Origin of the sequence: Spongiibacter marinus, from assembly GCF_016906995.1 — a bacterium.
In the GTDB taxonomy this organism is placed as follows: domain Bacteria; phylum Pseudomonadota; class Gammaproteobacteria; order Pseudomonadales; family Spongiibacteraceae; genus Spongiibacter; species Spongiibacter marinus.
Genome location: NZ_JAFBBD010000001.1, coordinates 137,268 through 159,685, shown reverse-complemented (window position 1 = coordinate 159,685; position 22,418 = coordinate 137,268). Strand labels below are relative to the sequence as shown.

Sequence of the window (22,418 nt, the reverse complement as noted above, 5' to 3'; positions counted from 1 at the left end):
CGTGGTATTGGAAAGTTCCGTTGATTTGTTTCTAAAAATTAGTCGAACGGGAGTTTGATGCCGGTATCAGCTTTAGGTGTGGGAGGCTTACGATAGCTCGATTTTTTTACGGGCGTTTTGTCCTTGGCAAGTACCATGCCGGTGTTGAAGTCGGTACCGCTAATAATCGTCGCCGTCGACATTTTGCTCTCTACAGAGATAATTTTGATTTTCCCAACGAAGCTGCGCTTGCTACCCAATGACTCGCCTGTATAAGGGTCAACAATCTGTTTACCTTTATTGTAAACATTGTATTGTTGTCCTACCTTTACGGCGTCACCGCCGCCATTGATTATCACTTGGCGTCCTGACACGTCTACGATCAGTAAGGGGTAAATTCTGTCTACTAAATCGTGGGCGGCTTTCGCGACGGCATATTTGAACAGGCCGATACCGAGTGGCTTGGATGTTGTTGCGGAATATTCGTCGGAGAATTTGATCTCGCCCGTTGCAGGCACCACTACTTTAAGTGCAACACGAACTTCGCCGGTATGGCTAGTCTCCGTTTGCCCAGTGACTTGGATGGTTCTTGTTGAGGTTCGGCCTTCGGCCTTTGTGATTCGTGGGATAAGTACGTAGTCGGCGCCCAGCATTCTGCCGAGTTTGGCCTTCTCCTCTGGAGAGGTCGAATCGCTGGCTATTAAATTTAACTCAGCGTGCATGTCGGCCAAATCTACGCGGCTTAACACCGCGAATTTGCGCGTTTGTACAATCGCTTTCTCAAGTTCGGTGTAAACGTAGTCGGATATTTGGTGCCCCTGAACGCGGCCAAACAAGAAATAGTAGTTCTTCGCCTTGGGAGGAAGAATCACTATTCGTTTTCGATTTGAAGAGGCCGGAACATCATAGCGATACACTTCAACAGAAAGCTCCGCTTTATAGGTGCCATCTTCATTGTGTTTCAAGGCTAGAATGTCGTAGCGTTTTACCTGCCCTTTTGTTTGGGTCGAGGCGGCAACACGGCTTTTGAGTTCAATTTCAGCACTCTCTGTCATCCCCGCCTTGTCTGTTGCGGAGGCGCTAATCGATGAGCTTGCGGTAACCTCCCGTGATGATAGGCTGACGCCATTGACCTGTGAGACGGCGGAAGTTAGTGCCGCCCGTATGGCCTCCTCCTGGTTTGCGCCGTAACCTGTTGCATTGACTTGAACCGATTTGGTATTGGCATGCAGTGATGATGTGGCGATCAATAAGAGTAGTGTGATCACCGCGTTTCCGATGTTTTTCATATCACCAGTCCTGTTCGATAATAGGAACCAAGGTCGGCTGCGTGGGAGAGCTCGGCTCCGTTCGCTTGCTTGAAGCGGTGCCTCCACCTGATCGTCCTTGAGAATATCCCTGCTGGGTGTGTTGGCGGAAGTCTCTAGCTAGCGTCATGAGGCTGGGTGACCATGCGTGCGCAACCAGGAAAAACTCCGCGCTGGATTCAGGGTCTTTTAGTTTCTGAGAATACACTTGCGTACCGCCCGTTAGGCGAAGCTTCGACGCCGTGGTGGTGTAGGCCTTAAACCTGCTATAAGTGCTTCGTTGAACAATGCTCTCGATGGTTTCGTTGTCATTGAGTTCAATTGAGCGAGCTGTTCCCGTTTGATTATCCACCGCGATCTTTTCACTGTGTGCAGAGATCGTGGTGTTGGCAAATCTTGCCAATTCTCTCTGTGCATCAATCGCTGCTGTTTTTCTCTGGGCGCTGAGCTTCTGCTTGCCCATTGCGCCACTAAAGCCGCCAGAGTCGGCGGGTGCAATACCAAAACCGATCACTGCCCATTCGCCGTTGGATAACTTAAACATCCTGCTACCCACTAACCCCATTAAATTGCCGGGCTGCTGGCCGGTCTGGCGCTCAACCCATTCTGCAACTTCATGTATTGCCCTGGGGTTAGGGACTGTGGAGGGCTGCTGGGCGGCTAATACACCTGCAGTACGTGCCGTTTCGGGTGACAAAGCAATTACAACACCTATTTCGCCGTCATGAATGACGGTTTGAACGACTCTGGAGCCTTCGAAGACGTCAGCGATCGTCTTTTCGATGGTATCTTCGATGGCGCGTTTGTCGGTGATAGTTTCACAGGTTATGCGACGTTCAGGCTGCTCGTTGTCCTTGCTGGATTTGTCTGCCAAAAAACGATCGAGCAAAGCCATTGCTTTTTCGGAAAGGCTCGATGACGGTTCACCATTTGCGGCCTTCTTCATTTTGCAATCGGCGATAGCATCCTGAGCGGTTCCGGTAAGGTTGTCGGTTGAGACTGAGGTCAGCGAGCTGATATTCGCTGCACCCAATGTTTCTGCCATGCCAGAGTAGGCATCGGCGAGAGCTTGTTGATAAGCAAGGTTGAGTGAGGTGATGTAAGCCGCCGTTCCTGGGCTGCCAGATATCGGCGCGGTGGCGGATATAAAGCGATAGTTCTTGCCCTGTGCCGAGAGCTCTGCCTGCGAAGAGAGTGCGTAAGTGCTTAAAACACCGCTTAGATCGTCACCTTCATTAACAGCGGGTGGTGTTAGGGCAAAAGCCCATTGCGAAAAGAAAAAAGCCGCCAAGGTTGCCCTTGGCGCAATTGAACGTAACGTCCATGTCATAGCTAAAGCCCTCTGCTACCAAGAAACGGTTTTACCGCTGCCGCGCTTGATAATGGGGGTTTCGCCTTCCCAGATGGCTAGGCCACTATTGATGTCGGTAAGTGTGAGCTGAAAAAAGTACTCCACCTGTTGCTGGCGACCCATTGAATGATTGCGCTGTAGGATCTTTCCAGAAAGAGAGAGATCCGGGGCCTGAAGAGTACCTTTACGGGCGACGCGTGCCTGACTAAATTCATCATTATTGCGCAGTTCACGTGCGGCGTATGACATTTCGTCTTCGGCGCCATTAATGCCTACGGCAGTTGTCACAACAACTTTGCCAGACTGCAATAACTCGATGCGAATTTTCTTGATGATTAGATCTGTATCAATGCGCTGCATTGTATCGTTGGTCACCTTGCCTATCGCCAAGATATAGCGGCCGCCGCTTGGGTGGCTGACGGCACCGGTAGAGATCATTGATGCCACCGCATCCGCTGCGGCTTTCTCAAAATCTCGATACTCCAGACCCATAACGGTTCCTGATGTGTCATTGTTGGTATCCACGTAGCTAGCGCCAGGAGCTGCGCAGCCAGTGAAAACTAGGGATAGCAAAGTCATTACGATAACTTTTTTCATGATTTATAGCGTCCTGTCAGTAATTAATCTTCGATTTCAATTCGGTAGTCCGCGGCTTTAGGGCCGGGGCTGGATTCAGTGATATCAATGCTCTGTCCGGGTTTTAGAAGACGTTCATTCCATTTACCAAGTAGTGTTTTAATCGGGCGGCCGTCTTCGGTGTACCAAAGAACGCGGTAACGGATGGTTCTATCCATGAATGCGTTCGATTTGATTCTCAGCATCAATTCCATTCCCGTATTCGCGCTATGCCAGCTTCGAACATCGAGTACCTCGACCCATTGACCGTCATAGGAAACATGGGCCGCCCAAGGAGGCGCTGAGGGAGACACAGCGCAAGCGGAGAGAACAGCGGATATAGCGATAACGATCAGTAACTTTCGCATGGGAAAATTCCTTATAGTTGAATGACTTCAATATAGGGCTTTGCATTGGGGGCGGGCTGCTTGATATACACCAAGGCATTGGTGTTATTCGGTAGCTCTACGTCTGAGAACAGTCCAAGGCCATAAGGGATGCGCAAGGTGCTCAGTTGTGTCGCCGGCAATTTGGCCACATGCCAGGCTTCAGGCATGGATCGCCAAGTTCGAGTGTCAGCAGTTGTGGTGGCTGCAGAGTAGGCAAGGCCAGCGAGGTTGCCGAGAATCCCAAGCTCTTTCCCCATCTGCTGTTGTAAAACGGCTTTAGTTGTGGCGGTAATCACTGCACGTGTCACAGTTGCGGGCCAGCGAGTTTTGAACTCTGTTTGGAGGACGCGCTCCATAGTGGCGAGCGTAGAAAAATTGACGGCCGAGCCATTGAGCGTCACGCCGTTTGTAGTGAGCCCTGTCCAGCGCGGTGTCAGCTCAGGAAGTGCGATGTTGGCAGTAATTAGATTGCCACTCCAAATAAACGGTATTGCGAAAGACTTTTCTGTCAGTGTTGGACTTAGGCCCGACTCATAAATAATCCACCATGCGGGTGCGCCATTAGTCAGGCGTGAGTAGTTGCTAAGGTTGGTTAGGTCGTTGTCGACAACTGGATTCTCACCTATCATCCCGCGAACGCGAACCATCAAATCCTGTGCTTTGGAGATGTCGCTGTTGCTGCTAGAGGCTAAGAAAAGCGCGTTGGTATAGGCCACGGCGGGGTTCAGGAAGTCCTCAAAAACCGCCCAATTTGCCATGGAGGGAAATTTTTCTTCGATCTTTGAGGTAAGCTTCGAGCGCTCTTTGTCGTCGAGCTTGGTTTCTTCTTCCTGTTGTTCGGCAATTTTATCTGCATTGTCTTCAACGGCGATGCGCGCACGTTCATTGGCGCGATTGAACTCCACTCGCGCAAAGTCGGCATTGCCCTGAGCCCAGAAAGACATCGCTTTATAGTAGTTGGTAAGAATGCGCTCAGACGAGGCGGGGTCATAAGATCGCAAAGTGTCGTTTACTAACGCTGAGCCAGCCCCTTCGGCGACTTTCTTACCCACGCCTTCGGTGTCTTCGGTTTTTAACAACTCTTCTACTGCGTCGTAGTGCGCAATACTGCGCTCGAGATTTCCTGAGAGCCGCCAATTTTCGCCGGCCTCAAGATGCATTAAAACATCGCCGGCATTGGGAGCCACGGGCTTTAACGTTTGCTCCGCTTCCTCATAGAGGCCCAGTTTTTTTTCTATATACAGCGCTGATTGTTCGAATTGACCCGCGCTGTAGTGGGTGTCGATCTGATTAACAAATGATGAGTTGCTGTAACTGGCACAGCCGGTGGCAAAAATGCTTGTTGCAAGCAAAAAGGTACGAAGTGTAATCATCCGTGATTACCCTATAGTTTTGTTAGTGTGGAGGGGGCTGATGAGGCAGCCCCCGATCAAGGGAAGAGTCCGCTAAAAATTAACTACAACGCCAAGATTGAGAGCATCGAGCTCGATATCATCTTCATCTAAGAGACGCATTGCTTCTAGGGTGAGACCGGTTTTTTTATTAATAAAAAATTCCGCTCCAATGCCTAAGCTAGTGCCGGATTCATCGTCAGAGAACGAGCCAAAACCTTCGAGTTTGGCGGTGTAGTCAAATTGCGTATAGCCAACGATGATATACGGGTACACGCGCGGTGTAATAAATACACCTCCTCTGAAGTACGCTCCCAGAGTAGTGTCGGCTTCGACAGAAAATTTCATTCCAGATATACGTTCACCATGGTCACTGACGCCCGTGCCAATCCTGACCTCGGCACTTACGTTCTCGGTGAGAAAACTGCCCAAACGAGCACTTAAGACGCCGAGTTCCGTGTTTTCGTCATCTTCAATGGATTGGTATTGTAAGCCGCCGTATAAGCCGAGTTGTGAGGCAAAGGCGTTGCCTGAAATGGCGAGCATTGCTGCGAACAGCAGAATAGTTTTACGCATATGATTCACTTCCTTGTGTTCATATAGTGTTTATTGATCCGGCTAACGTCTAACAGTGCCAGCCTCAACAGTCTAACGTCTAATTGTTTCAACGCAATACTATTTTCTACCACTCGTAGTGGTCCTTGTGTTCAGACCAAGGGCCTGTGCATGAAATCAGGTTGGTCGTCAAATATTGACCTGTGCATTTGCTGCATTCCCCTCTAAAATGGAGGTGGAGTGTTGCTATGAATTGGTCTGCTTGCCGAGCGCCGGAGATGCAACAGTCGAGCAGGAACTCGAAATACATCGGCACGTCGTTTGGGCGGCGTCGATGTGTATTACTCGTGGATATTGGAGTGCTTAATGAAGAAGAAAATAATAGGTGTGACTTGCGCAGCGCTAATGACGGCGTGTGCAAGCACCGAGCAGGCAGCAGATACGCAGCAGTCACAACAAGGTGCGGGTGGACTCCCCCAGTGGGTGATGAACCCTTACATTGACGATGGTTTTGCCAGCGCTCAGTGTGTGCCGTATTCCAGTAACATGTCTATCGACCGCCAGCTTGCCGTTGCCAATGCGCGGACGGATTTAGCCCAACAGCTAGAAACGAAAGTTGCAGTTTTGGACAAGGTATTTCGCGAGCGCACGGATGTGTCCAGCGGCGTATCCAGCGGCTCAACCTTCTCATCGGTGGCGAAGCAACTTACCCAGCAGACGCTGATTGGCACACGAGCTGAGCGTGTGGAGTTTGTTGAAATCGACGGTAAGAAAAACCTGTGTGTATTGGTGACAATGGGGCGCGATAAAACCCTGGCACTGTTTGATAACATGTTGGCCGCGAGTGAGCGCCAGGTGCAGCCAGATACCCGAGAGGTGCTTTTGCAGCAATTTAAGGGCGCACAAGCTCAGCAAGAGCTGAACGAAGAAATGGCGCGCTAATACGTTGCGTAAATGCTATGGGTCGCTGACGCCGCGACCGTAAGCGCACAAAAAAGCCCGCCATTGGCGGGCTTTTTTGTGGTTGCAATAATACTGCTAACTAGTCTTGGTCTAGATCGACCTCAACAACCTCTTCTTCGGCATTGCCTACAAATCGCTCTTCGGTAAATAAGACTTCACCATTATCGATAATATCGACCACGTAGTTCACACCGCCTGGTACTTCGAAGACTTCATCCTCGCCTTTGTCGAGAATGACGAATTTGTAGTAGTCGTAGTAGCCGTCTGGCTCGTCGAGATTGTCGATACCGATGGTGAAGGCGCCACTGCCGAAATCATTGGCGATGTTGCGAATAATCACTTTGCCGGTATCGCTGATAATGACTTTACGAGAGGCGGTAGCGGTATTGCCCTGGTCGTCGGTAACGGTCAGCTTGAGCTGATATTCGCCGTCCTGCCTGTAGGTGTAGACACCCAGCGGGATACCGTCGTCAACCGTTTCGCCATCGCCAAAATCATAGCTGTATTTGACGATATTGCTGTTTGGCGCCACGGACGACAAGGCATTAAGAATACCTGTGTTGAACTCGCCGTTGGCATCGCGCGCGCCGCGGATGACATCGCTGAACTGGTCGAACAGGCGGGCAGTCAGTTTGCCTTTGCCACCGGCATCTTTGCTGACCGGCAGATAGAACAACTGACTGGCAGACTTGAGCTCGTCGTTGCTGTCGATGCCGCCGATGCGGAAGCCCAGTTCGCCTTCAACATCTGGCACCTGAATTTCAAAGCTGACATTGATGCTGTTGCAGGGGCCGTCTTCGCTGATGCGGTTGCCGTAACAGATGCTTTCATAGCCGAGTTGAGACTCGTCCAGCCCGAACTCATCAATACTCGCCTGGTCCATTTCCAGCAGCTCGCGCAGCGGCTCGTTGAGATTGGCGTAGGAAATATAAATGCGATAGGTGCTGCCCGGTTTGGCGGCGGGCAGGCGACGATCAGGCCCCAGGCCGAATATCGCAAAGTCTGAGGTCAGCCCGTCGGGACCGGCATTCACGTAATTCCCCTCCAGCAATCCAACAAACTTCATGCTGTCGGTGGGATCGGCCTCATTTACCAGCGTACCGCGACCCAAAAACGCCAGACGAGCGGGGCCAAAGGGCTGGTTGTAGAGCTTGTCCACGTCAAAGCTGCCGTTGCTCTCGTCGGCAACATAGGTGTTGCCCTCAAAGCTGATGCGGATAAGCGGCCGGTAGTATTTTCCGGTCAGCGCATCCCATTTGCTGTCGGCAAAGTTGATGGATTCTTCGCCGCGTTCATCGGGAAGACGCAGGTCCAGCAGCGCCGGGTAGGTGTTTGAGGCGGGCGCGGTGCTTTCAATGACTCGGGTGAAGTCAAAGCCTGAATCATTGATGGGCGAGCTCTCGCTGGCGTCAGCATTGGCTTCTTCGTCTTCAACAACCTTCAGGCCAATTGAATAAAGTACGGCACCGACCGGGTTGCTGTCGTCGAAGGACCAGCCGTAATCGGTATAGTCAATGTCTGTGCTGCCATTGCCTTTATCGCTGCGCGCCCAGCCATCGGTGGGCAGCACCTTGCCATTGGGGTCTTCCTCCCAGCTATTGACCCACTCAACGACACCCAGGCCATTTTTCAGGTATAAGTAGTAGGAGAAGCGTTCACCGTAATACTTGATAACAATACAGTTTTCCTCGCCGCTGATAGGCGCGGTGGCATTGTCATCGACCAGCGTCGCGGTCCAGCCGGTGCCGGAGCTGAAGTTGTAGAACAGCGGCACGATGGTCGGCCCAGCTACCCAGCTTTCGCCGACCTCAACTTGGGCAGGGAACAGCAGTGCAGGCTGGGGTTGGCGGAACGGCGCCACACCGAGGTCAGATTTGAGCTGCTCGGCGGTTTCTGTCAGGTAGATATTGCCGCGGCTGTCCTTGGCAAAGTTGTGGAAGACCGGTGCGCTGATGTCGCTGCTACCTGGCGATGCCACGTAATAGCCCATGCGCAGGGTTTTAATGCCTCGCGAATCTTCCACCACCGAGGTTTTCCACACGCGGTCGGTTTCAAAACCACCAAAACCGCGCAGTCGCATTTCAGAGCGGTCGGGGAAGCGGAATTCCTGGCTGCCAAAGGTCACCGCGATATCGGCACTGTCGTCCTCGAAGGTGAGGTAGGTGTTCAGTGGCAGTTGTGAGTCGTAGTTCAGGTTGATTACGGGCTCGGTATTGGCGTTCGGCTCTTTGTATTCAGTGCCCGATTCGTCAAACACGCAGCCTTGCAGGCTCAGGCCTAGGGCCAGCGATGCGGCGGTCAGTAATTTCAGATTTTTCATAACTGGGTCCTCTTAAAGCGTGAAGCTGCCGATCAACGAAACCCCGAAGATTCGGTCGTCGTTCACGGTCGAGCCTTCAACAAGGGCGTCAAACTGGCGCTGGATATAGCTGAAGCGGACTTCCATTGGTAGTTTCATGGTAGTTTTGCGCAGATCGTAAACCGCATTGAGGGTATAGGCGTCGTACTCAATGCTGTCCTCAATGCCAAACTCGTCGCGAGTTAGTGACGTGCCACCGTCGACAGTGGCTTCAGCGTCATAGGAATAATCGTAGCGCAGGCTCAGGTCCAGGTTGCCAAACAGGCGTATTGAGCCGCCCATGTAGATGCCGCGCGATTCGAAGTTGCCTTTGTAGATAGATTCGATGGGTGTGGAAACATCGCTAGATACCGGCTTTTCGTAGTCCACGGAGAAAAAGCCCACCATGAGTCGCAGGTCTTCCTCTTCAACCGCATAGCCGATGACCGCTTCGGTGAAGGTGGTGTTGACGTCAATTTTGTCACCGGCGGTGAGCAGCTTGGCGTCGTTGTCTTCAATGTAAAAATAATCGCGGGTTGCCTGAACGGTAATCAGGAAGGTCTGCACATCATAATTAATGTCGATGCGGTGGTTGGATTTCTCGCCGCCGAAAAGTTGAATCGGGTCAATGCTCAGGTCGGCGACAAAGCGTGTCCAGCCTTCTTTTTCTGAATCAGAGGCCTGGGCGATTTCATCCTGATCGGCGCTGTCACCGGGCGTCAGCTCGTAGCTCAGGCGGGGGCGAATCGCCGCCATCCAGCTAATGTTCTGCATCCAGGTGGCCTGCTCGGGAAACCATTCGAACTGCAGAATGTTCAAGCCGACCGTTTTCACGTAGGCGTCGCGGATCGTGTCCGCCTCTAGCTCCTGATATTTGTAACCGACAGATACGCCGCCAAAGTAGTTATAGCTAGCGTCGTCGCCAAAGCTCGCTCGTTGATCTTGCTCTTGCGCCAGTGCGCCGCTTGATAGTAGTGCGGCTGCCAGTGCAATTGCCGAGGCCTTTCTCGTCATCTCACTTACCCTCTGTGTGGTGTTATCCGTCTTAGTTTTGCTTTGGTGACGGTGATTTTAATGTGTTCCAAAATTTGTTCATGATGTCGGCGGCGACAACTTTGCTGAGCTTCTCCGCGGCCTTCTGGCAGGCAATTTCAGGGTCACCGGAAACCGCTTTTGCCGAGCGACTGGCGGCGCTCAAATGCTGTGTATTCGCGCTGAGTGTCGCATCAGTTTTTATCCGGCAAAAATGCGCGCCATTGCGCTCCATCGTCCTTCTCTGACTGTTCATGGACAGCTGAAGCTTCGCTTGCGTAGCGCTTTCGCTGCCCTGTAGGCCTTTCGCGGCCAGTTCTGAGGCGATGTTCCGTGCCACTTTTTTGCTGTCTTCATCCTTTGGTGTTATGTGAATCAGTAAGCTGTCGAAAAATTTCAGCGCCCGCTCGGCGTCATTGTTGAGTGCGCTATCGTTAAACGGCTGTTTGCCGTCGAGTAGTCGATACTGGGACAGCAATGACTGAAAATTGAGCTGGCGCTCTAACGCGCGGTAGTGGCCGCGCAGAGCAGTGGCTAGCGAAGTGCTGTCGATGGCTGGGGAGGTTTGCGCGAGCAGTGAACGAATTTCACTGGCGACGCGCTCCGCAGCCTTTGCCAAGTCCAGCTCGGCCAAACTGTATAAGCTTTGGTGCTCTGCCACCTCCCCAGTTTTGATGATGCGAATGTCGGAGAGGGCGACGTCGGGAACGCGGATGCGAATGTTGTTGTTAAACTCGCTGCGACTGCCGGATTCGTCGGAGATATTGTTTAGTGTTAGCTCTGATCCAATTTGCAGCTTCAGACTGCTGGCGATTTCATTGCGAGCGGCGAGCTTGGCCGCCTCGCTGGCAGCTGCGTGACCAAGTGAGAGGTCGGCTGCGCCAACACCGAATACAAAACCCTTGCGCTGGGGTGGTTGGCTAACCCAGTATGGCACGGCGGCGAGTGCGGTGTTGCAGGCGAAAAGTACACTGGCGACGGCGAGCTTGCTGGCGGAGAAAAATGGATGCTTCACAGGCCGAATCTCGCGCGTTTGCTGTATTTGTGGATCTGTTTCTGACCATTCCAAACTTCGCGGTTGCTCTTAAGATCAATCAGTTTAAGGTCGACTTGGTAGGTGGTCGTGCGCTGCCCCTCAAGCTGGTCTACTAATGAGGTGATAACACCGCTCAGTGCATAGCCGGCGGCCGTCTCTTCGCCGAGTTCGACGGCGCTTTCCATGCTGGCAAACATTTCCTGGTCGAGCTTCTCGTCGCGCACACGCTCGCGCTCTGCGCCGGTCACCACAAACTCGGCTTTACCGCTGCGCAATAACTCCCGCTTGATCGAATTGATGAAGGTTTCCACTGCAATTTGCTCGTGGGATCGATTGCTGATGTGTTGAATCGCAATCACAGGTAGTGAACCGTCCGCCCTGGATTTTGCCCAGGGAAAACTCAGCATGTCGCTAATCAGCGCTTCGGCAACAAGTTGCGAGTCGGTGGCATTCCAGCGATCGGTTAATGCGGGTTGGCTGCCGTTTTCCATGCGTTTAACGTTGCTACTTCCGCAGGCGCACAGCAGCACTGAAAGAATAAGGATAGTAAGAGAGCGAAAGGTCATCATGATTTGACTCAGTAGTGATCAATGCTGATTAGGCGTTTGTCAGCGGGAACCGTCAGCGAGTTAGCGCGGTCGCCGCGCGTGATAGTAAGTTGGCGGCCCGCTAAATCTGCAGGAAGTGGCGTGATGCGTATCTTGGCTGGCAGAAGCTGCCACTGGCGTAAATCGGCCCCCGCGGTGAACGTGGCCAGCGCGCCGCCGAGCGAAAACGGTAACTTAATGCCGCCGGTCATCGATTTATAGCCTGCGGATTTACTGACTTCGCGCAGCAGTGCTTCCTCGAAGCGGCGCTTCAGTGTGAGGGTCTGGTAGCGTTGGAGATCGCCAGCGATATCGGCCAGTTCAACGCTTTGCAGTAACGCGCCGTTTTCACCAATGACTTTAGCGGCGTGGTGAGGCTGTGGCTCCGAGAAATAGTCGAGAAACAGGCGGATCCCGCCGCCGATTGTGTCGGTAAGGCCGAGACTTTCCAGTGCGCTCCAGTTGTCGCCGAGCTCGACGACAATGGCATCTTTGTAGGGGCTGCTGTACAGCAGTGACAGTCCAGCAAATTGCTGCTTTTGCTGGCGCTTTTCTGCATCTGTGCCGCGAATCATTGGCCGCAGGATCAGCCGCTGTTGAATGCTGTCGGCGGTGAGTAGCATTTCCAGAGGGGCTTTCGCCGGAAGTGTGCCGAGATGTTCAATCAGCCAGCTATTGGTTGTTGGTGCGCCGTCTTGCGCCGGTGCGGCAAAGGCAGACTCTTGTATGGCTTGATCGCTTGCGCCGAGTTGTTGCATACAGCGCAGACCGCCCTCTTCAGCGAGTACTTTTACATTGCTGTGCGGCGGCGAAAGGTCGCCCTCTGGCAGCGCATCCAGGGCGCGTTGGTAGCTGATTCTGGCGCTGTCCAGGTCTTGGTTGATTTCAAAGACGATGCCGGAAACGACATACAGCCAGGGGCTTTGCAAATCGACAATACCCTGGCTTAACTCGGTGTTCGTGCGTTCGGCGAACAGTGATACCACCATTTGTGCCAGGTCGCGGTTCTTGTCGCTGTCTAAGCCCATGTCCTGGAGAAAGCGCGCTTCGCCTTGCAGTACATCGAGGCGACGCATTTCTACCGCTGCGGCTTCCCTTTGCTGCAAGGGCAGTCGGTCTGCGTCGGTGGCGAAATGGTTGAGCGCCTTCAGGTAGCTGATAAAGCCAACTTCAAGTGAATTGGGTCGATAGGGTAGGGCGCCGGGATTGCGCAAGCTCGCGCTGCCAAACTCGCTTAGCCGTTGAGTGTAAAGTTCTTCGCTGCGTTGATAGGCGCGCTCAAGGGCTTGGTTACTTCCCCGGTAATCGCCTTCATGTCGCCGCAGGCTGGCGTGGGTGAATAGCGACACGAGGTCTTGGTCATCGTAGGCGATGTCCTTACTTGACGGCAGTGTCGGTGAAGAAAGCCCGGAGGCGATCGCAGTATTCTGCGGCTGGGTGTTGCCGCTCAAGCAGGCCGCCAGGGTGAGTGGCAGCAGGCCTGCGAGGCTTCGTTTCCAGTTTATTCCGTTAGTCATTAGTCGAAGAACCTCAGCTCGGCACTGGTAAGTAATCCGCGCTGAAGTTGCTCAATGCTCAGCTCGCCATAGCCAAAGGCATTGGGGCGTATATGCTCGCGGGCGGCTGTTAATTTGCCTGCGCTGTTTTCGCCGAGCATTTCTGCATCGTAGAGCGCGCCGAGCTGCGGCGATGGGCTGGGGCCAAACTGCGCTGCATAATTTACCCAGCCTAAATAGCTGTTCGTGAGATAGCCGCCGCCGAAGTTAACTTCTTTGCTTTCCAGAAAGTAGGCGATGTTGCGCGAGTGCTCAAAGGCAACGCGGTCGGTATTCTGGCGAAGTTGGAATAATGAGCTGTCGCCCAGCGACTGTTCGTTCATGCCCTGCATGTCCGGCTGGAAATGGTCTTCGCGGGCAAAAATTAAATACGCGCTCACGCGCTCGCCCTGCGTATACAAAGAGATAAGGTATTTTTCATCAATGTAGTAGCGCACTTGCAGGCCGCCCTCGAGTTCCTTCAGGAGCTGTGGCTCGCCAATATAATCTTGCACATAGGCCAGGTTTAACCCTGCGCGCACGTGCCGGGTGCGGTCGTATTCCACTTGGTTGCTGAACTTGCTGGAAATTGACTCATACACGTTTTTCATCAGCTCTATCGAGTCGGTGAAGTTGCCGAGGCCGACAAACAGCAAGACCAACGACACTAACCACGTGGGTAGCCGGTTAGTGATGGCGCTAATTTTTTGATTGTGAAGTTCGACTTTATCCACGTTACAAGCTCATAAACTGTTTTTCGGCGGCGGTCACTTTTTTGATGTACTTGCGCGTTTCTTCGTAGGGCAGCTTGGTGCGCAAGGTGTTATAGACCTCGTCGGGCGACATCTCATTGATGATTTTCGACGCTCTGGAAATGTTGAGTTTGCCGGTAAATGCCTTGGCGACATTGCCTGCCCCAGTATTGTAGGCAGCAATCGTGCAGTATTTTCGGCTCAGCGGGTCGGTAATTTTACGTAGGTAGCGCTTGTCCAAAATATTGAGATAACCGATGCCGACCTCGATGTTTTTGTCGGCGGTAAACAGGTAGTCGGGGGAGAGCAGGCGCTCTTTGCCGAAGTGCAGTTTCGTCACGTCACGGCCAGCACTGCCCGGTACCACTTGCATTAATCCGTAGGCCGGGATCGGCGACACCGCGACCGGGTTAAAGCTGCTTTCGGTATACATGATGGCAAAGGCCAGTGAGCGGGGAATGTCCATTTCTGCCGCAAAGCGGGTGACGGCATCGCTGTATTTCCGGGCGCGGCGCACCGGCCAGCTCTCGGAAAGGTCGATCACCGCGACGGTGGCTTTGGTTTCCTTGGGTGCGGCTGCGGTACTATTGCGCTTCGGTTTGCTTGGCGCGGTTGCCTTCTTTTTGGCGGGTGCCGGCTTAATCTCAACAACATCGATCTTGGCTTTTTTCGCCAATGCTACGGCGGCTTTGGGGGCGGTTTTTTGTCCGCTGAGCTCTTTGAGCTCCGCTACCACGGGCACAGGTGGCAGTTTCGGTGCTGAAGCCGCTTCCTGCATGCGTGCCACAATGGGGTATTCCTGGTTCGCCTGGTCGCTGCGCGTCTCCAGCGCGGCTTGTAGCTGCTGGTTGACGATGCGCTGCATCTCCTCAGGGGCCGGTGTGCCCAGCACGGAGATGCGTATTTGATTCTTTTCAAAGTCGACGGTGCGTTTAATACGGCGATTCTTTGCGTACTCCACCCATTTGCTGCGGTCGCTGCTCTCGGTTTCATTGCCCCAGTAGCGCTCTAAATCAGCGATAAAAGCGTCGTGCTCAGCGCGGATTTCACTGACGAAGCTATCCCATTCCTGTGTCTGAGCAGCCTCGAACTCGGCAAACTCTGCGCTCAAGGATCCGGCAAAGTCGCTGAATGCACTGTCGTCAAAGGCGTTGTCTTGGGCAAAGCAGGTCGTGGCGGCCAGGCTCAGTAGGCACAGGCCAAGGAGGTTATTGCGGTTTGTTTTTGACACGCGGGATCCCTGCGTTAATTATATTCATGCTCAAAATACCGATTCTAACGTCGCTGCTTGGTATCGCAAGCCCTAATCGCCAGCATAACGCGGTTGGTTTTTGTGCTTGTACTGTCACTGAAGTAGCGGAGCTGCTAGAATTCTGCGTTTTTGGAGGGCCATTTTTGTGCGCTGCCCATTTTGCAGTTTCGACGATACCAAAGTGATTGATTCTCGCCTGGTGGCTGAGGGTGGTCAGGTGCGTCGGCGGCGCGAGTGCCTTTCATGCAGCGAGCGCTTTACGACCTACGAGAGCGCTGAGCTGTTAATGCCAAAAGTGATCAAGACGGACGGCTCCCGCGAACCTTTCGACGAGGAGAAACTGCGCTCTGGTATTCTCAAGGCGCTGGAGAAGCGCCCGGTCAGTGTTGAGAGCATTGAAGCGGAGATCAGTGACCTCAAGCGGCGGCTGCAAGCCACTGGTGAGCGTGAGGTGCATAGTCGCGACGTTGGTGAGCAGGTGATGGAGGCGCTGAAAGCGCTGGATCACGTTGCCTATGTGCGCTTTGCCAGCGTGTACCGCAGCTTTCAGGATCTTGATGAGTTTCGAGCCGAAATCGACCGTTTGTCCGCCGAGCCCGGCGGCGTCGACCTCAATAAGTTGAAGTAAGTCCCGATGACCTCCCTCAGCGACCGACAAGCGATGGCGCGTGCCCTGCAGTTGGCGGATCGCGGTCGTTATTCAACGAGCCCGAACCCGCGAGTGGGGTGCGTGGTGACCCGTTCGGGGCAGCTGGTGGCCGAGGGTTGGCACCAGCGCGCCGGAGAAGGACACGCGGAGGTGAATGCGCTGGCCCAGCTCGACGACGCGACAGGTTGCACGGCGTATGTCACGCTCGAGCCATGCAGCCATTTTGGCCGTACACCGCCCTGCGCTCAGGCGCTGATAAACGCCGGTGTCACGCGGGTGGTGATCGCAACCGGTGACCCCAATCCGTTGGTGGCTGGGCGGGGTGTCGCGATGCTGCGCGAGGCAAATATCGACGTAGAATGTGGACTGCTGGAAGAGGAAGCTCGTGCATTAAACCGGGGTTTCATTCGCCGCATTGCGGGAGGGCGACCCTGGGTGACGGCCAAGTCGGCCATGAGCCTCGATGGTCGAACGGCGATGGCCAATGGGCAAAGCCAGTGGATTACGGGGCCAGAGGCACGAGCTGATGTTCAGCGACTGCGCGCGCAGAGCTGCGCCATTGTCAGTGGCGTGGACACAGTTATCGACGATGACGCCGCGTTCACCGTGCGGCCGGACAGTTTTCGCTCGCCGTTGGCCGATTATCAAGGTGGGATATGGCGGCAGCCGCTGCGAGTCATCTTGGACTCGCAGCTGCGCACCCCGCCGGGTGCCAAGCTGTTTTCAGGTGGGGGCGATGTTCTCATTGCAACGGTAAGCGATCACGGCGCGAAGGCCGCGGCGCTACAAGCTGCTGGTGCAGAGATACAGCGCCTGCCCGCGGACGACCGCGGCCGGGTATGTCTGGAGTCGCTGCTGCAACACCTTGCTGAGCGGGCCTGCAACGAGTTGATGCTGGAAGCCGGCGCAACGCTGACCGGCGCATTTTTGCAGGCAGGCTTGATTGATGATTGGTTTGTGTACGTGGCGCCCTGCATGCTGGGAAGCGAGGCTCGGGGTTTGGCGGCCTTGCCGCTTCAGAATATGGCCGACAAACAGCGCATAGAAATTATTGACGGCCGCGCTATCGGGGGTGACTGGCGTTGGCACTGTCGACCAAAGGTGGTTGATGCAGAGGTTGAGCAAAACTGATGTTTACCGGGATTATTGAAGCGGTTGGCGAAATTGCCGCAATGCAACCTCGCAATGGCGACCAGCGAGTGTATATTCGTACCGGCTCGCTGCCCCTGGCCGAGGTTAAGCTTGGAGACAGCATTGCCACGAACGGTGTTTGTTTAACCGTGGTAGAACTCCCCGGCGATGGTTTTTGGGCAGATGTGTCCCGGGAAACGCTGGCCCATAGCAATTTTGCCCAGGCCAGTGTTGGCGCTGCGGTCAATCTTGAGCGGGCGATGCTCGCGAGCAGCCGCTTTGACGGGCATATCGTTAGTGGTCACGTCGACGGCGTAGGGCAAATAGTGGAAATGAAAAAGGATGCGCGCTCAATCAATGTGCGCATTCAAGCGCCGGACGAACTAGCCCGATATATCGCCCACAAAGGGTCGATTTGTGTCGATGGCGTAAGCTTAACGGTAAACCGTGTCGACGGGGCGACCTTTGATTTGAATATTGTGCCCCATACCGCGGCCGAAACGATTATTGCGCAGTATGCCGTTGGGGGCAGGGTTAATCTGGAAGTAGACGTTATTGCACGGTATTTGGAGCGCCTGCTCAACGCGGCGGCTGATCACGGCAATAGCGGCGGAATTACAATGGCCACGCTGGCCGAAAATGGTTTTATGAAGGCGAAATGATATGGCATTTAGCACAGTAGAAGAGCTGATTCAGGACATCCGTCTCGGCAAGATGGTGATCTTGATGGATGACGAGGATCGCGAGAATGAAGGCGATCTGGTGATGGCTGCTGAGTGTGTGCGGCCGCAGGATATCAACTTTATGGCGACCCATGGACGCGGCTTGATTTGCATGCCAATGACGCGCGAGCGCTGCGAGCAGCTTGCGCTGCCGCTGATGGTAGACCGCAATGCTTCTGGCTTTGGTACTAAATTTACGCTGTCAATAGAAGCGCGCGAGGGCGTGACGACGGGCATTTCCGCCGCCGATCGCGCGCACACGGTGCGTACCGCCGCGGCCCGCAATGCCGTGGCGGAAGACATTGTTCAGCCGGGTCATATTTTCCCGCTAATGGCTGAGCCCGGCGGTGTATTGAGCCGCGCTGGGCACACTGAAGCGGCCTGTGATTTGTCTAAGCTTGCCGGTTTTGAGCCCACCGGTGTGATCTGTGAAATTATGAACGAGGACGGCACGATGGCGCGCCGCGAAGACCTCGAGACCTTCGCTGCCGAGCATGACCTGAAGATGGGCACGATTGCCGACCTTATCCATTATCAGGTGCTTAATGAGCAGACTGTCGAAAAGCTGAGCAGCGGCACCATCAATACCGACTTCGGTGAGTTTATTCTGCACGCCTACCGCGATTCAGTGGCTGGTGAGGTGCATTTTGCCCTGCAAAAAGGCGACATCGACGCCGAGCAGCCTACCTTGGCCCGTGTTCATTTGGGCTCTACGGTTCGCGATTTATTGCAGGCGCAGCCTCCTGGCTCGACGACCGGCTGGAATATGCACCGCAGTTTGTCGGTTTTGGCGGAGCAGGGCGGCGTATTGGTATTGCTGGCGAATCGCGAGCAGGGCCAGGATATTCTTGCCGAACTGGATATTGCGCGCGGTGTGAAGTCGCCCCAGCAGGGAGATAGTGCGCAGTACCAAAATACCTACTTTAATATCGGCTTGGGCTCGCAGATATTGCGCGATGTTGGTGTCGGCAAATTGCGCCTGATGGGCGCGCCAGTGAAGTACAACGCTATTTCAGGCTTCGACCTGGAAGTCGTTGAATTTGTCAGCCCCGAGGATTTTGCCTGAGCGCAGTTGAGGTGTCGGCGCTAGGCTTATTGAATACATTTAAGGAACGGTTATGAAAACAATCGAAGGTACATTTACGGGTGTGGCGGGCTCTTTCGCCATTGTAGTGGGTCGCTGGAACAGCTTTGTTGTGGAAAGCCTACTGGAAGGCGCTTGCGATGCACTGCGTCGTCACGGTGTTAGCGAAGACGATATCACGATCATTCGTGCGCCGGGTGCGTTTGAAATTCCTCTGGTTTGCCAAAAAGTGGCCGCCACTGAAAAGTACGATGCCATCATCGCACTCGGTGCAGTCATTCGCGGCGGCACCCCGCATTTTGAATACGTGGCGGGCGAGTGCACTAAAGGCTTGGCGCAGGTGTCAATGCAGTACAATGTGCCCGTATCCTTTGGTGTTTTGACCGTCGATACCATCGAGCAAGCCATTGAGCGCGCGGGCACTAAAGCCGGCAATAAAGGTGAAGAGGCTGCGATGTCGGCCATCGAAATGGTCAACCTGCTCAAGCAGATTTAAACGCGGTTAACGAGCGGTAATACGGTGCGGCAACTCGTTCGCACCGGTTCTTTATAGTTGGAGTAACATTGTGGCCAATCGCCCCGAGCAACACGCCAAAAATCAGCTGGCGGCCTCCCGTCGCAAAGCGCGACACTACGCTTTGCAGGCACTTTATCAGTGGCAAATGGCCTCTCAGCCTCTAAACGTTATTGAGGCGCAGTTCCAGATAGACTACGACATGAAGAATGTCGACAAGGCCTTCTTCCACGAGCTGCTGCACAACATTCCGGCAAAACTGAGCGAGCTACAGGCGGCCTTTGAGCCTCACCTCGATCGCCAGCTCGATGACCTGGACCCCATCGAACTCTGCCTGTTGTACATGGGGTGCTACGAGTTGCTGTGCCGTATCGACGTGCCCTACAAGGTGGCGATCAACGAAACGGTAAACCTCGCTAAGCGCTTCGGTGCGACGGATGGGTATCGCTACATTAATGGTGTGTTAGATCAAGTCGCGGCGAGCGCACGTGAGCTGGAAGTTGGCGCTGAGAAAAAACGGCGCGACGGCTAAGTTAGATGACAACGCCGAATCGCCCCGGTGAATTCGCGCTGATCGAGCGCTTTTTTAAGCCCCTGTCACGGACGACACCGTTTGTTCGTCATGGCATCGGCGATGACTGTGCGGTGCTCTCGCTGGCAGTAGATGACGAACTGGTGTTGTCGGTGGACACCTTGGTTGAGGGGGTGCATTTTCCTTGTCACTACGCGCCGGCGAAGCTGGCGGTGCGCTCCCTGGCTGTGTGCATCAGTGATTTAGCGGCGGCAGGTGCCCACCCTGAGGCTTTTACGCTTGCACTGACTGCGCCGGAGCTTAACGAGAGTTGGCTTGCGGAGTTTAGCCGCGTTTTGGCCGCCGAGGCCGAGCGCTATGGCGTTTCCTTGGTGGGTGGTGATACCACTCGCGGCCCGCTCTGCCTTAGCCTGCAAGTCATGGGCAGCGTGCCCAGAGGACAGGCACTGTTGCGTAATGGCGCGCAACCCGGAGACCTTGTTTATGTTTCCGGTGAGCTGGGCGGTGCGAGAGCCGCCTTAGATTATCTTGAAAGTCTCTCGCCAACAGAGGCTCAGCAAGGCTACCTGCAGCGCTACCATTCCCCATTGCCGCGTTTGGCCTTAGGCCAGGCACTGCGCGGCGTAGCCAATGCGGCAGTCGATATCTCCGATGGTTTAGTGGCCGATCTTGGCCACATTCTGCGAGCAAGCGGCGTGGGCGCCATCATTTATACCGAGAGGCTGCCCGTGGCGATGGGGTTGCGCGATGTTGCGCAAGGCGTCGACTATGCCCTGTCCGGCGGTGATGATTACGAACTTTGTTTTACTGTTCCTGGGGAATATCAGGCCCACCTCCGCGCACTGGAAAAAACCTTAGCATTGCCACTGCACTGCATCGGGGAAGTTGTTGATGGCGCCGGGCTCAAGTGCCTGGATGCCGAGGGCGTCGTCTATGAGACCGCTGCGGGATACCAACATTTTTGAGGCGTTATGAAAAAGATACCGATTAGCTATTTGCGCCATCCAACACACTTACTGTCGTTGGGCTTCGGCAGCGGCTTGTCGCCCAAGGCCCCAGGCACGTTTGGCTCGCTAGCGGCGTTGCCGCTTTGGTATTTGCTGCAGTACCTGCCGCCCAGTAGCTACATTTTAGTGGTGGTCGCGGCCTTTGTGTTAGGCGTTTACCTTTGCGGTGAAACGGCGCGGGCCCTGGGCGTGCACGACCACGGCGGCATCGTCTGGGACGAGTTTGTCGGCCTATGGATCGCGCTGTTTTTGCTGCCTCAGGGTTGGTATTGGGTTGTGGCCGGCTTCGCATTATTTCGCCTGTTTGATATCTGGAAGCCGTGGCCGATTCGTGTGCTTGATGCAAAAGTACACGGTGGCTTAGGGATTATGGTCGACGATGTATTGGCAGGCTTTTATGCCTTTGTGGTGTTGCAGTTGGCGTTTCTTTTGCTGTGATCAGCGTATATGTAAGTTTTAAGGGTAGCTAGGTATGGTTTCCATCGGTACGCCGTTTAGTAGCAGTGCTTGCAAGGTTCTGTTGTGTGGCTCAGGCGAGTTGGGCAAAGAGGTCGCCATTGAGTTGCAGCGCCTGGGGGTTGAGGTTATCGCCTGTGACCGCTACGAAAATGCGCCGGCCATGCAAGTGGCTGATCGAAGTTACTGTTTTTCAATGCTTGATGGCGACGAGCTGCGCAGGGTTATCGAACTAGAGAAGCCCGACTACGTCGTGCCAGAAATCGAAGCGATAGCGACCGATGTGCTGGTAGAGCTTGAACGCGAGGGCGTTAATGTGGTGCCCAGTGCACGAGCAGCGCAACTCACCATGAATCGCGAAGGGATACGGCGCCTGGCGGCAGAAACCCTGGATATTGCAACGTCCCCGTATCGCTTTGCTGATAACTATGATGACTTTTGTGTCGCGGTTGAGGCGATTGGTTTTCCCTGCGTGATTAAGCCCATTATGAGCTCATCCGGCAAAGGGCAGAGCTTGCTGCGCAGTGCATCAGAGCTTTCTAAGGCCTGGGACTATGCTCAGCAGGGCGGACGCGCGGGGGCGGGGCGGGTAATCGTTGAAGGCTTTGTCGACTTCGATTACGAAATTACCCTGCTCACTGTCAGGCACCGCGATGGCTGCAGCTTCTGTGCGCCTATTGGTCATCGTCAGGAGGCTGGTGATTATCGAGAGTCCTGGCAGCCCCAGGCGATGTCTGAGGCGGCGTTGGCGGCGTCGAAGTCTATTGCAGAATCCGTCACCGCCGCGCTCGGCGGTTGGGGACTGTTTGGTGTAGAGCTGTTTATAAAAGGCGATCAGGTGTGGTTCAGTGAGGTGTCCCCGCGCCCCCATGACACGGGGCTTGTCACACTGATTTCGCAGGATCTGTCAGAGTTTGCTCTGCACGCTCGCGCGATTCTCGGCTTGCCTATCCCCAACATTGCTAACCATGGGCCGTCGGCCTCTGCGGTGATTTTGGTCGATGGCGTTTCCAACGCGACGCGGTTCGACAACCTCCATAAAGCCTTGGCAGAAAGTGATACCCAGCTGAGGCTCTTCGGCAAACCAGAGGTGAATGGCCAGCGAAGAATGGGGGTTGCCCTGGCACGCGGCGTGGATGTAAACGACGCCAAGGCGAAAGCCATTGCTGCGAGTGAGGCGGTGAAAATAAATTTGTAATACTCGCCATCTAGGCTTGCCAGCAGAAATTGGCTGTGTATAT

At 54.3% G+C, this 22,418-nt stretch carries 23 protein-coding genes; 10 read left to right on the top strand and 13 right to left on the bottom strand.

Annotated elements, in window-relative coordinates:
- Window positions 1–38: 38 nt before the first annotated feature.
- The 6 genes from HNR64_RS00750 to HNR64_RS00725 form a co-directional block, all read right to left on the bottom strand.
- Window positions 39–1,268, bottom strand: coding sequence for a CsgG/HfaB family protein (locus HNR64_RS00750; protein ID WP_204994726.1), 1,230 nt, complete (start codon window positions 1,266–1,268; stop codon window positions 39–41).
- Window position 1,269: 1 nt separating this feature from the next.
- Entirely contained in the window at window positions 1,270–2,616 is a 1,347-nt protein-coding gene (locus tag HNR64_RS00745; protein WP_204994725.1) for a hypothetical protein, read from the bottom strand.
- A gap of 15 nt (window positions 2,617–2,631) precedes the next feature.
- The gene (gene lpoB, locus HNR64_RS00740) at window positions 2,632–3,234 is read right to left on the bottom strand and encodes a penicillin-binding protein activator LpoB (RefSeq protein WP_204994724.1); all 603 of its coding nucleotides are present in this window, start codon (window positions 3,232–3,234) and stop codon (window positions 2,632–2,634) included.
- Window positions 3,235–3,257: 23 nt separating this feature from the next.
- Window positions 3,258–3,620, bottom strand: coding sequence for a DUF1425 domain-containing protein (locus HNR64_RS17285; RefSeq protein ID WP_204994723.1), 363 nt, complete (start codon window positions 3,618–3,620; stop codon window positions 3,258–3,260).
- Window positions 3,621–3,631: 11 nt separating this feature from the next.
- Complete coding sequence (locus HNR64_RS00730) at window positions 3,632–5,014, bottom strand: COG3014 family protein (RefSeq protein ID WP_204994722.1); 1,383 nt, start codon at window positions 5,012–5,014, stop codon at window positions 3,632–3,634.
- A gap of 72 nt (window positions 5,015–5,086) precedes the next feature.
- On the bottom strand, window positions 5,087–5,608 hold the full coding sequence (locus HNR64_RS00725) for a porin family protein (protein WP_204994721.1): 522 nt from the start codon (window positions 5,606–5,608) through the stop codon (window positions 5,087–5,089).
- Between the two features lie 345 nt (window positions 5,609–5,953).
- Between HNR64_RS00725 and HNR64_RS00720 the strand changes: the two genes are divergently transcribed.
- Window positions 5,954–6,529: an LPP20 family lipoprotein gene (locus HNR64_RS00720; protein WP_204994720.1), complete on the top strand. Its 576-nt coding sequence runs from the start codon at window positions 5,954–5,956 to the stop codon at window positions 6,527–6,529.
- Window positions 6,530–6,629: 100 nt separating this feature from the next.
- Here the strand turns inward: HNR64_RS00720 and HNR64_RS00715 are convergent, their stop codons facing one another.
- Genes HNR64_RS00715 through HNR64_RS17430 form a run of 7 tightly spaced genes read right to left on the bottom strand, consistent with a single transcriptional unit; the run spans window position 6,630 to window position 15,061 of the window.
- Window positions 6,630–8,870 (bottom strand): PKD domain-containing protein, encoded by a 2,241-nt coding sequence (locus HNR64_RS00715; protein ID WP_204994719.1) that lies wholly within the window; start codon window positions 8,868–8,870, stop codon window positions 6,630–6,632.
- A gap of 12 nt (window positions 8,871–8,882) precedes the next feature.
- Window positions 8,883–9,902 carry a hypothetical protein gene (locus tag HNR64_RS00710; RefSeq protein ID WP_204994718.1) on the bottom strand — a complete coding sequence of 340 codons (1,020 nt, stop codon included), beginning with the start codon at window positions 9,900–9,902 and terminating at the stop codon, window positions 8,883–8,885.
- 31 nt (window positions 9,903–9,933) lie between these two features.
- Window positions 9,934–10,935, bottom strand: coding sequence for an LPP20 family lipoprotein (locus HNR64_RS00705; protein ID WP_204994717.1), 1,002 nt, complete (start codon window positions 10,933–10,935; stop codon window positions 9,934–9,936).
- The gene (locus HNR64_RS00700; protein WP_239547404.1) at window positions 10,932–11,525 is read right to left on the bottom strand and encodes a penicillin-binding protein activator LpoB; all 594 of its coding nucleotides are present in this window, start codon (window positions 11,523–11,525) and stop codon (window positions 10,932–10,934) included. The genes HNR64_RS00705 and HNR64_RS00700 overlap by 4 nt, the downstream gene beginning before the upstream one ends.
- Window positions 11,526–11,533: 8 nt before the next feature.
- Window positions 11,534–13,060 carry a COG3014 family protein gene (locus HNR64_RS00695; RefSeq protein WP_204994716.1) on the bottom strand — a complete coding sequence of 509 codons (1,527 nt, stop codon included), beginning with the start codon at window positions 13,058–13,060 and terminating at the stop codon, window positions 11,534–11,536.
- Complete coding sequence (locus tag HNR64_RS00690) at window positions 13,060–13,812, bottom strand: ETEC_3214 domain-containing protein (RefSeq protein WP_204994715.1); 753 nt, start codon at window positions 13,810–13,812, stop codon at window positions 13,060–13,062. Before HNR64_RS00690 ends, HNR64_RS00695 begins: the two co-directional genes overlap by 1 nt.
- A 1-nt stretch (window position 13,813) precedes the next feature.
- Window positions 13,814–15,061, bottom strand: a complete 1,248-nt coding sequence (locus HNR64_RS17430; RefSeq protein WP_204994714.1) for a transglycosylase SLT domain-containing protein — start codon at window positions 15,059–15,061, stop codon at window positions 13,814–13,816.
- 166 nt (window positions 15,062–15,227) lie between these two features.
- Here HNR64_RS17430 and nrdR point away from each other — a divergent pair, with 166 nt between their 5' ends.
- The 9 genes from nrdR (at window position 15,228) to purT (ending at window position 22,375) form a co-directional block, all read left to right on the top strand.
- Entirely contained in the window at window positions 15,228–15,710 is a 483-nt protein-coding gene (gene nrdR, locus HNR64_RS00680; protein ID WP_027873190.1) for a transcriptional regulator NrdR, read from the top strand.
- A 6-nt stretch (window positions 15,711–15,716) separates the two neighbouring features.
- Window positions 15,717–16,862, top strand: coding sequence for a bifunctional diaminohydroxyphosphoribosylaminopyrimidine deaminase/5-amino-6-(5-phosphoribosylamino)uracil reductase RibD (ribD, locus tag HNR64_RS00675; RefSeq protein ID WP_239547402.1), 1,146 nt, complete (start codon window positions 15,717–15,719; stop codon window positions 16,860–16,862).
- Window positions 16,862–17,524, top strand: a complete 663-nt coding sequence (locus HNR64_RS00670; protein WP_204994713.1) for a riboflavin synthase — start codon at window positions 16,862–16,864, stop codon at window positions 17,522–17,524. The genes ribD and HNR64_RS00670 overlap by 1 nt, the downstream gene beginning before the upstream one ends.
- Window position 17,525: 1 nt before the next feature.
- A complete protein-coding gene (ribBA, locus tag HNR64_RS00665) occupies window positions 17,526–18,650 on the top strand; it encodes a bifunctional 3,4-dihydroxy-2-butanone-4-phosphate synthase/GTP cyclohydrolase II (RefSeq protein ID WP_204994712.1) in 1,125 nt (374 codons plus the stop codon).
- A 52-nt stretch (window positions 18,651–18,702) separates the two neighbouring features.
- On the top strand, window positions 18,703–19,164 hold the full coding sequence (gene ribH, locus HNR64_RS00660) for a 6,7-dimethyl-8-ribityllumazine synthase (protein WP_027873186.1): 462 nt from the start codon (window positions 18,703–18,705) through the stop codon (window positions 19,162–19,164).
- A 70-nt stretch (window positions 19,165–19,234) separates the two neighbouring features.
- Window positions 19,235–19,714 carry a transcription antitermination factor NusB gene (gene nusB, locus HNR64_RS00655; RefSeq protein ID WP_204994711.1) on the top strand — a complete coding sequence of 160 codons (480 nt, stop codon included), beginning with the start codon at window positions 19,235–19,237 and terminating at the stop codon, window positions 19,712–19,714.
- Between the two features lie 5 nt (window positions 19,715–19,719).
- Complete coding sequence (thiL, locus tag HNR64_RS00650; RefSeq protein ID WP_204994710.1) at window positions 19,720–20,679, top strand: thiamine-phosphate kinase; 960 nt, start codon at window positions 19,720–19,722, stop codon at window positions 20,677–20,679.
- 6 nt (window positions 20,680–20,685) lie between these two features.
- Complete coding sequence (locus tag HNR64_RS00645; protein ID WP_204994709.1) at window positions 20,686–21,159, top strand: phosphatidylglycerophosphatase A family protein; 474 nt, start codon at window positions 20,686–20,688, stop codon at window positions 21,157–21,159.
- A gap of 34 nt (window positions 21,160–21,193) precedes the next feature.
- Window positions 21,194–22,375 (top strand): formate-dependent phosphoribosylglycinamide formyltransferase, encoded by a 1,182-nt coding sequence (gene purT, locus HNR64_RS00640; protein WP_204994708.1) that lies wholly within the window; start codon window positions 21,194–21,196, stop codon window positions 22,373–22,375.
- Window positions 22,376–22,418 lie beyond the last annotated feature (43 nt).

What these genes read in the sequence shown, in the direction of transcription:
- HNR64_RS00750 (WP_204994726.1), bottom strand. Translation starts at nt 1,268, where the DNA reads ATGAAAAACATCGGAAACGCGGTGATCACACTACTCTTATTGATCGCC.
- HNR64_RS00745 (WP_204994725.1), bottom strand. Translation starts at nt 2,616, where the DNA reads ATGACATGGACGTTACGTTCAATTGCGCCAAGGGCAACCTTGGCGGCT.
- lpoB (WP_204994724.1), bottom strand. Translation starts at nt 3,234, where the DNA reads ATGAAAAAAGTTATCGTAATGACTTTGCTATCCCTAGTTTTCACTGGC.
- HNR64_RS17285 (WP_204994723.1), bottom strand. Translation starts at nt 3,620, where the DNA reads ATGCGAAAGTTACTGATCGTTATCGCTATATCCGCTGTTCTCTCCGCT.
- HNR64_RS00730 (WP_204994722.1), bottom strand. Translation starts at nt 5,014, where the DNA reads ATGATTACACTTCGTACCTTTTTGCTTGCAACAAGCATTTTTGCCACC.
- HNR64_RS00725 (WP_204994721.1), bottom strand. Translation starts at nt 5,608, where the DNA reads ATGCGTAAAACTATTCTGCTGTTCGCAGCAATGCTCGCCATTTCAGGC.
- HNR64_RS00720 (WP_204994720.1), top strand. Translation starts at nt 5,954, where the DNA reads ATGAAGAAGAAAATAATAGGTGTGACTTGCGCAGCGCTAATGACGGCG.
- HNR64_RS00715 (WP_204994719.1), bottom strand. Translation starts at nt 8,870, where the DNA reads ATGAAAAATCTGAAATTACTGACCGCCGCATCGCTGGCCCTAGGCCTG.
- HNR64_RS00710 (WP_204994718.1), bottom strand. Translation starts at nt 9,902, where the DNA reads ATGACGAGAAAGGCCTCGGCAATTGCACTGGCAGCCGCACTACTATCA.
- HNR64_RS00700 (WP_239547404.1), bottom strand. Translation starts at nt 11,525, where the DNA reads ATGATGACCTTTCGCTCTCTTACTATCCTTATTCTTTCAGTGCTGCTG.
- HNR64_RS00695 (WP_204994716.1), bottom strand. Translation starts at nt 13,060, where the DNA reads ATGACTAACGGAATAAACTGGAAACGAAGCCTCGCAGGCCTGCTGCCA.
- ribD (WP_239547402.1), top strand. Translation starts at nt 15,717, where the DNA reads ATGACCTCCCTCAGCGACCGACAAGCGATGGCGCGTGCCCTGCAGTTG.
- HNR64_RS00670 (WP_204994713.1), top strand. Translation starts at nt 16,862, where the DNA reads ATGTTTACCGGGATTATTGAAGCGGTTGGCGAAATTGCCGCAATGCAA.
- ribBA (WP_204994712.1), top strand. Translation starts at nt 17,526, where the DNA reads ATGGCATTTAGCACAGTAGAAGAGCTGATTCAGGACATCCGTCTCGGC.
- ribH (WP_027873186.1), top strand. Translation starts at nt 18,703, where the DNA reads ATGAAAACAATCGAAGGTACATTTACGGGTGTGGCGGGCTCTTTCGCC.
- thiL (WP_204994710.1), top strand. Translation starts at nt 19,720, where the DNA reads ATGACAACGCCGAATCGCCCCGGTGAATTCGCGCTGATCGAGCGCTTT.
- HNR64_RS00645 (WP_204994709.1), top strand. Translation starts at nt 20,686, where the DNA reads ATGAAAAAGATACCGATTAGCTATTTGCGCCATCCAACACACTTACTG.
- purT (WP_204994708.1), top strand. Translation starts at nt 21,194, where the DNA reads ATGGTTTCCATCGGTACGCCGTTTAGTAGCAGTGCTTGCAAGGTTCTG.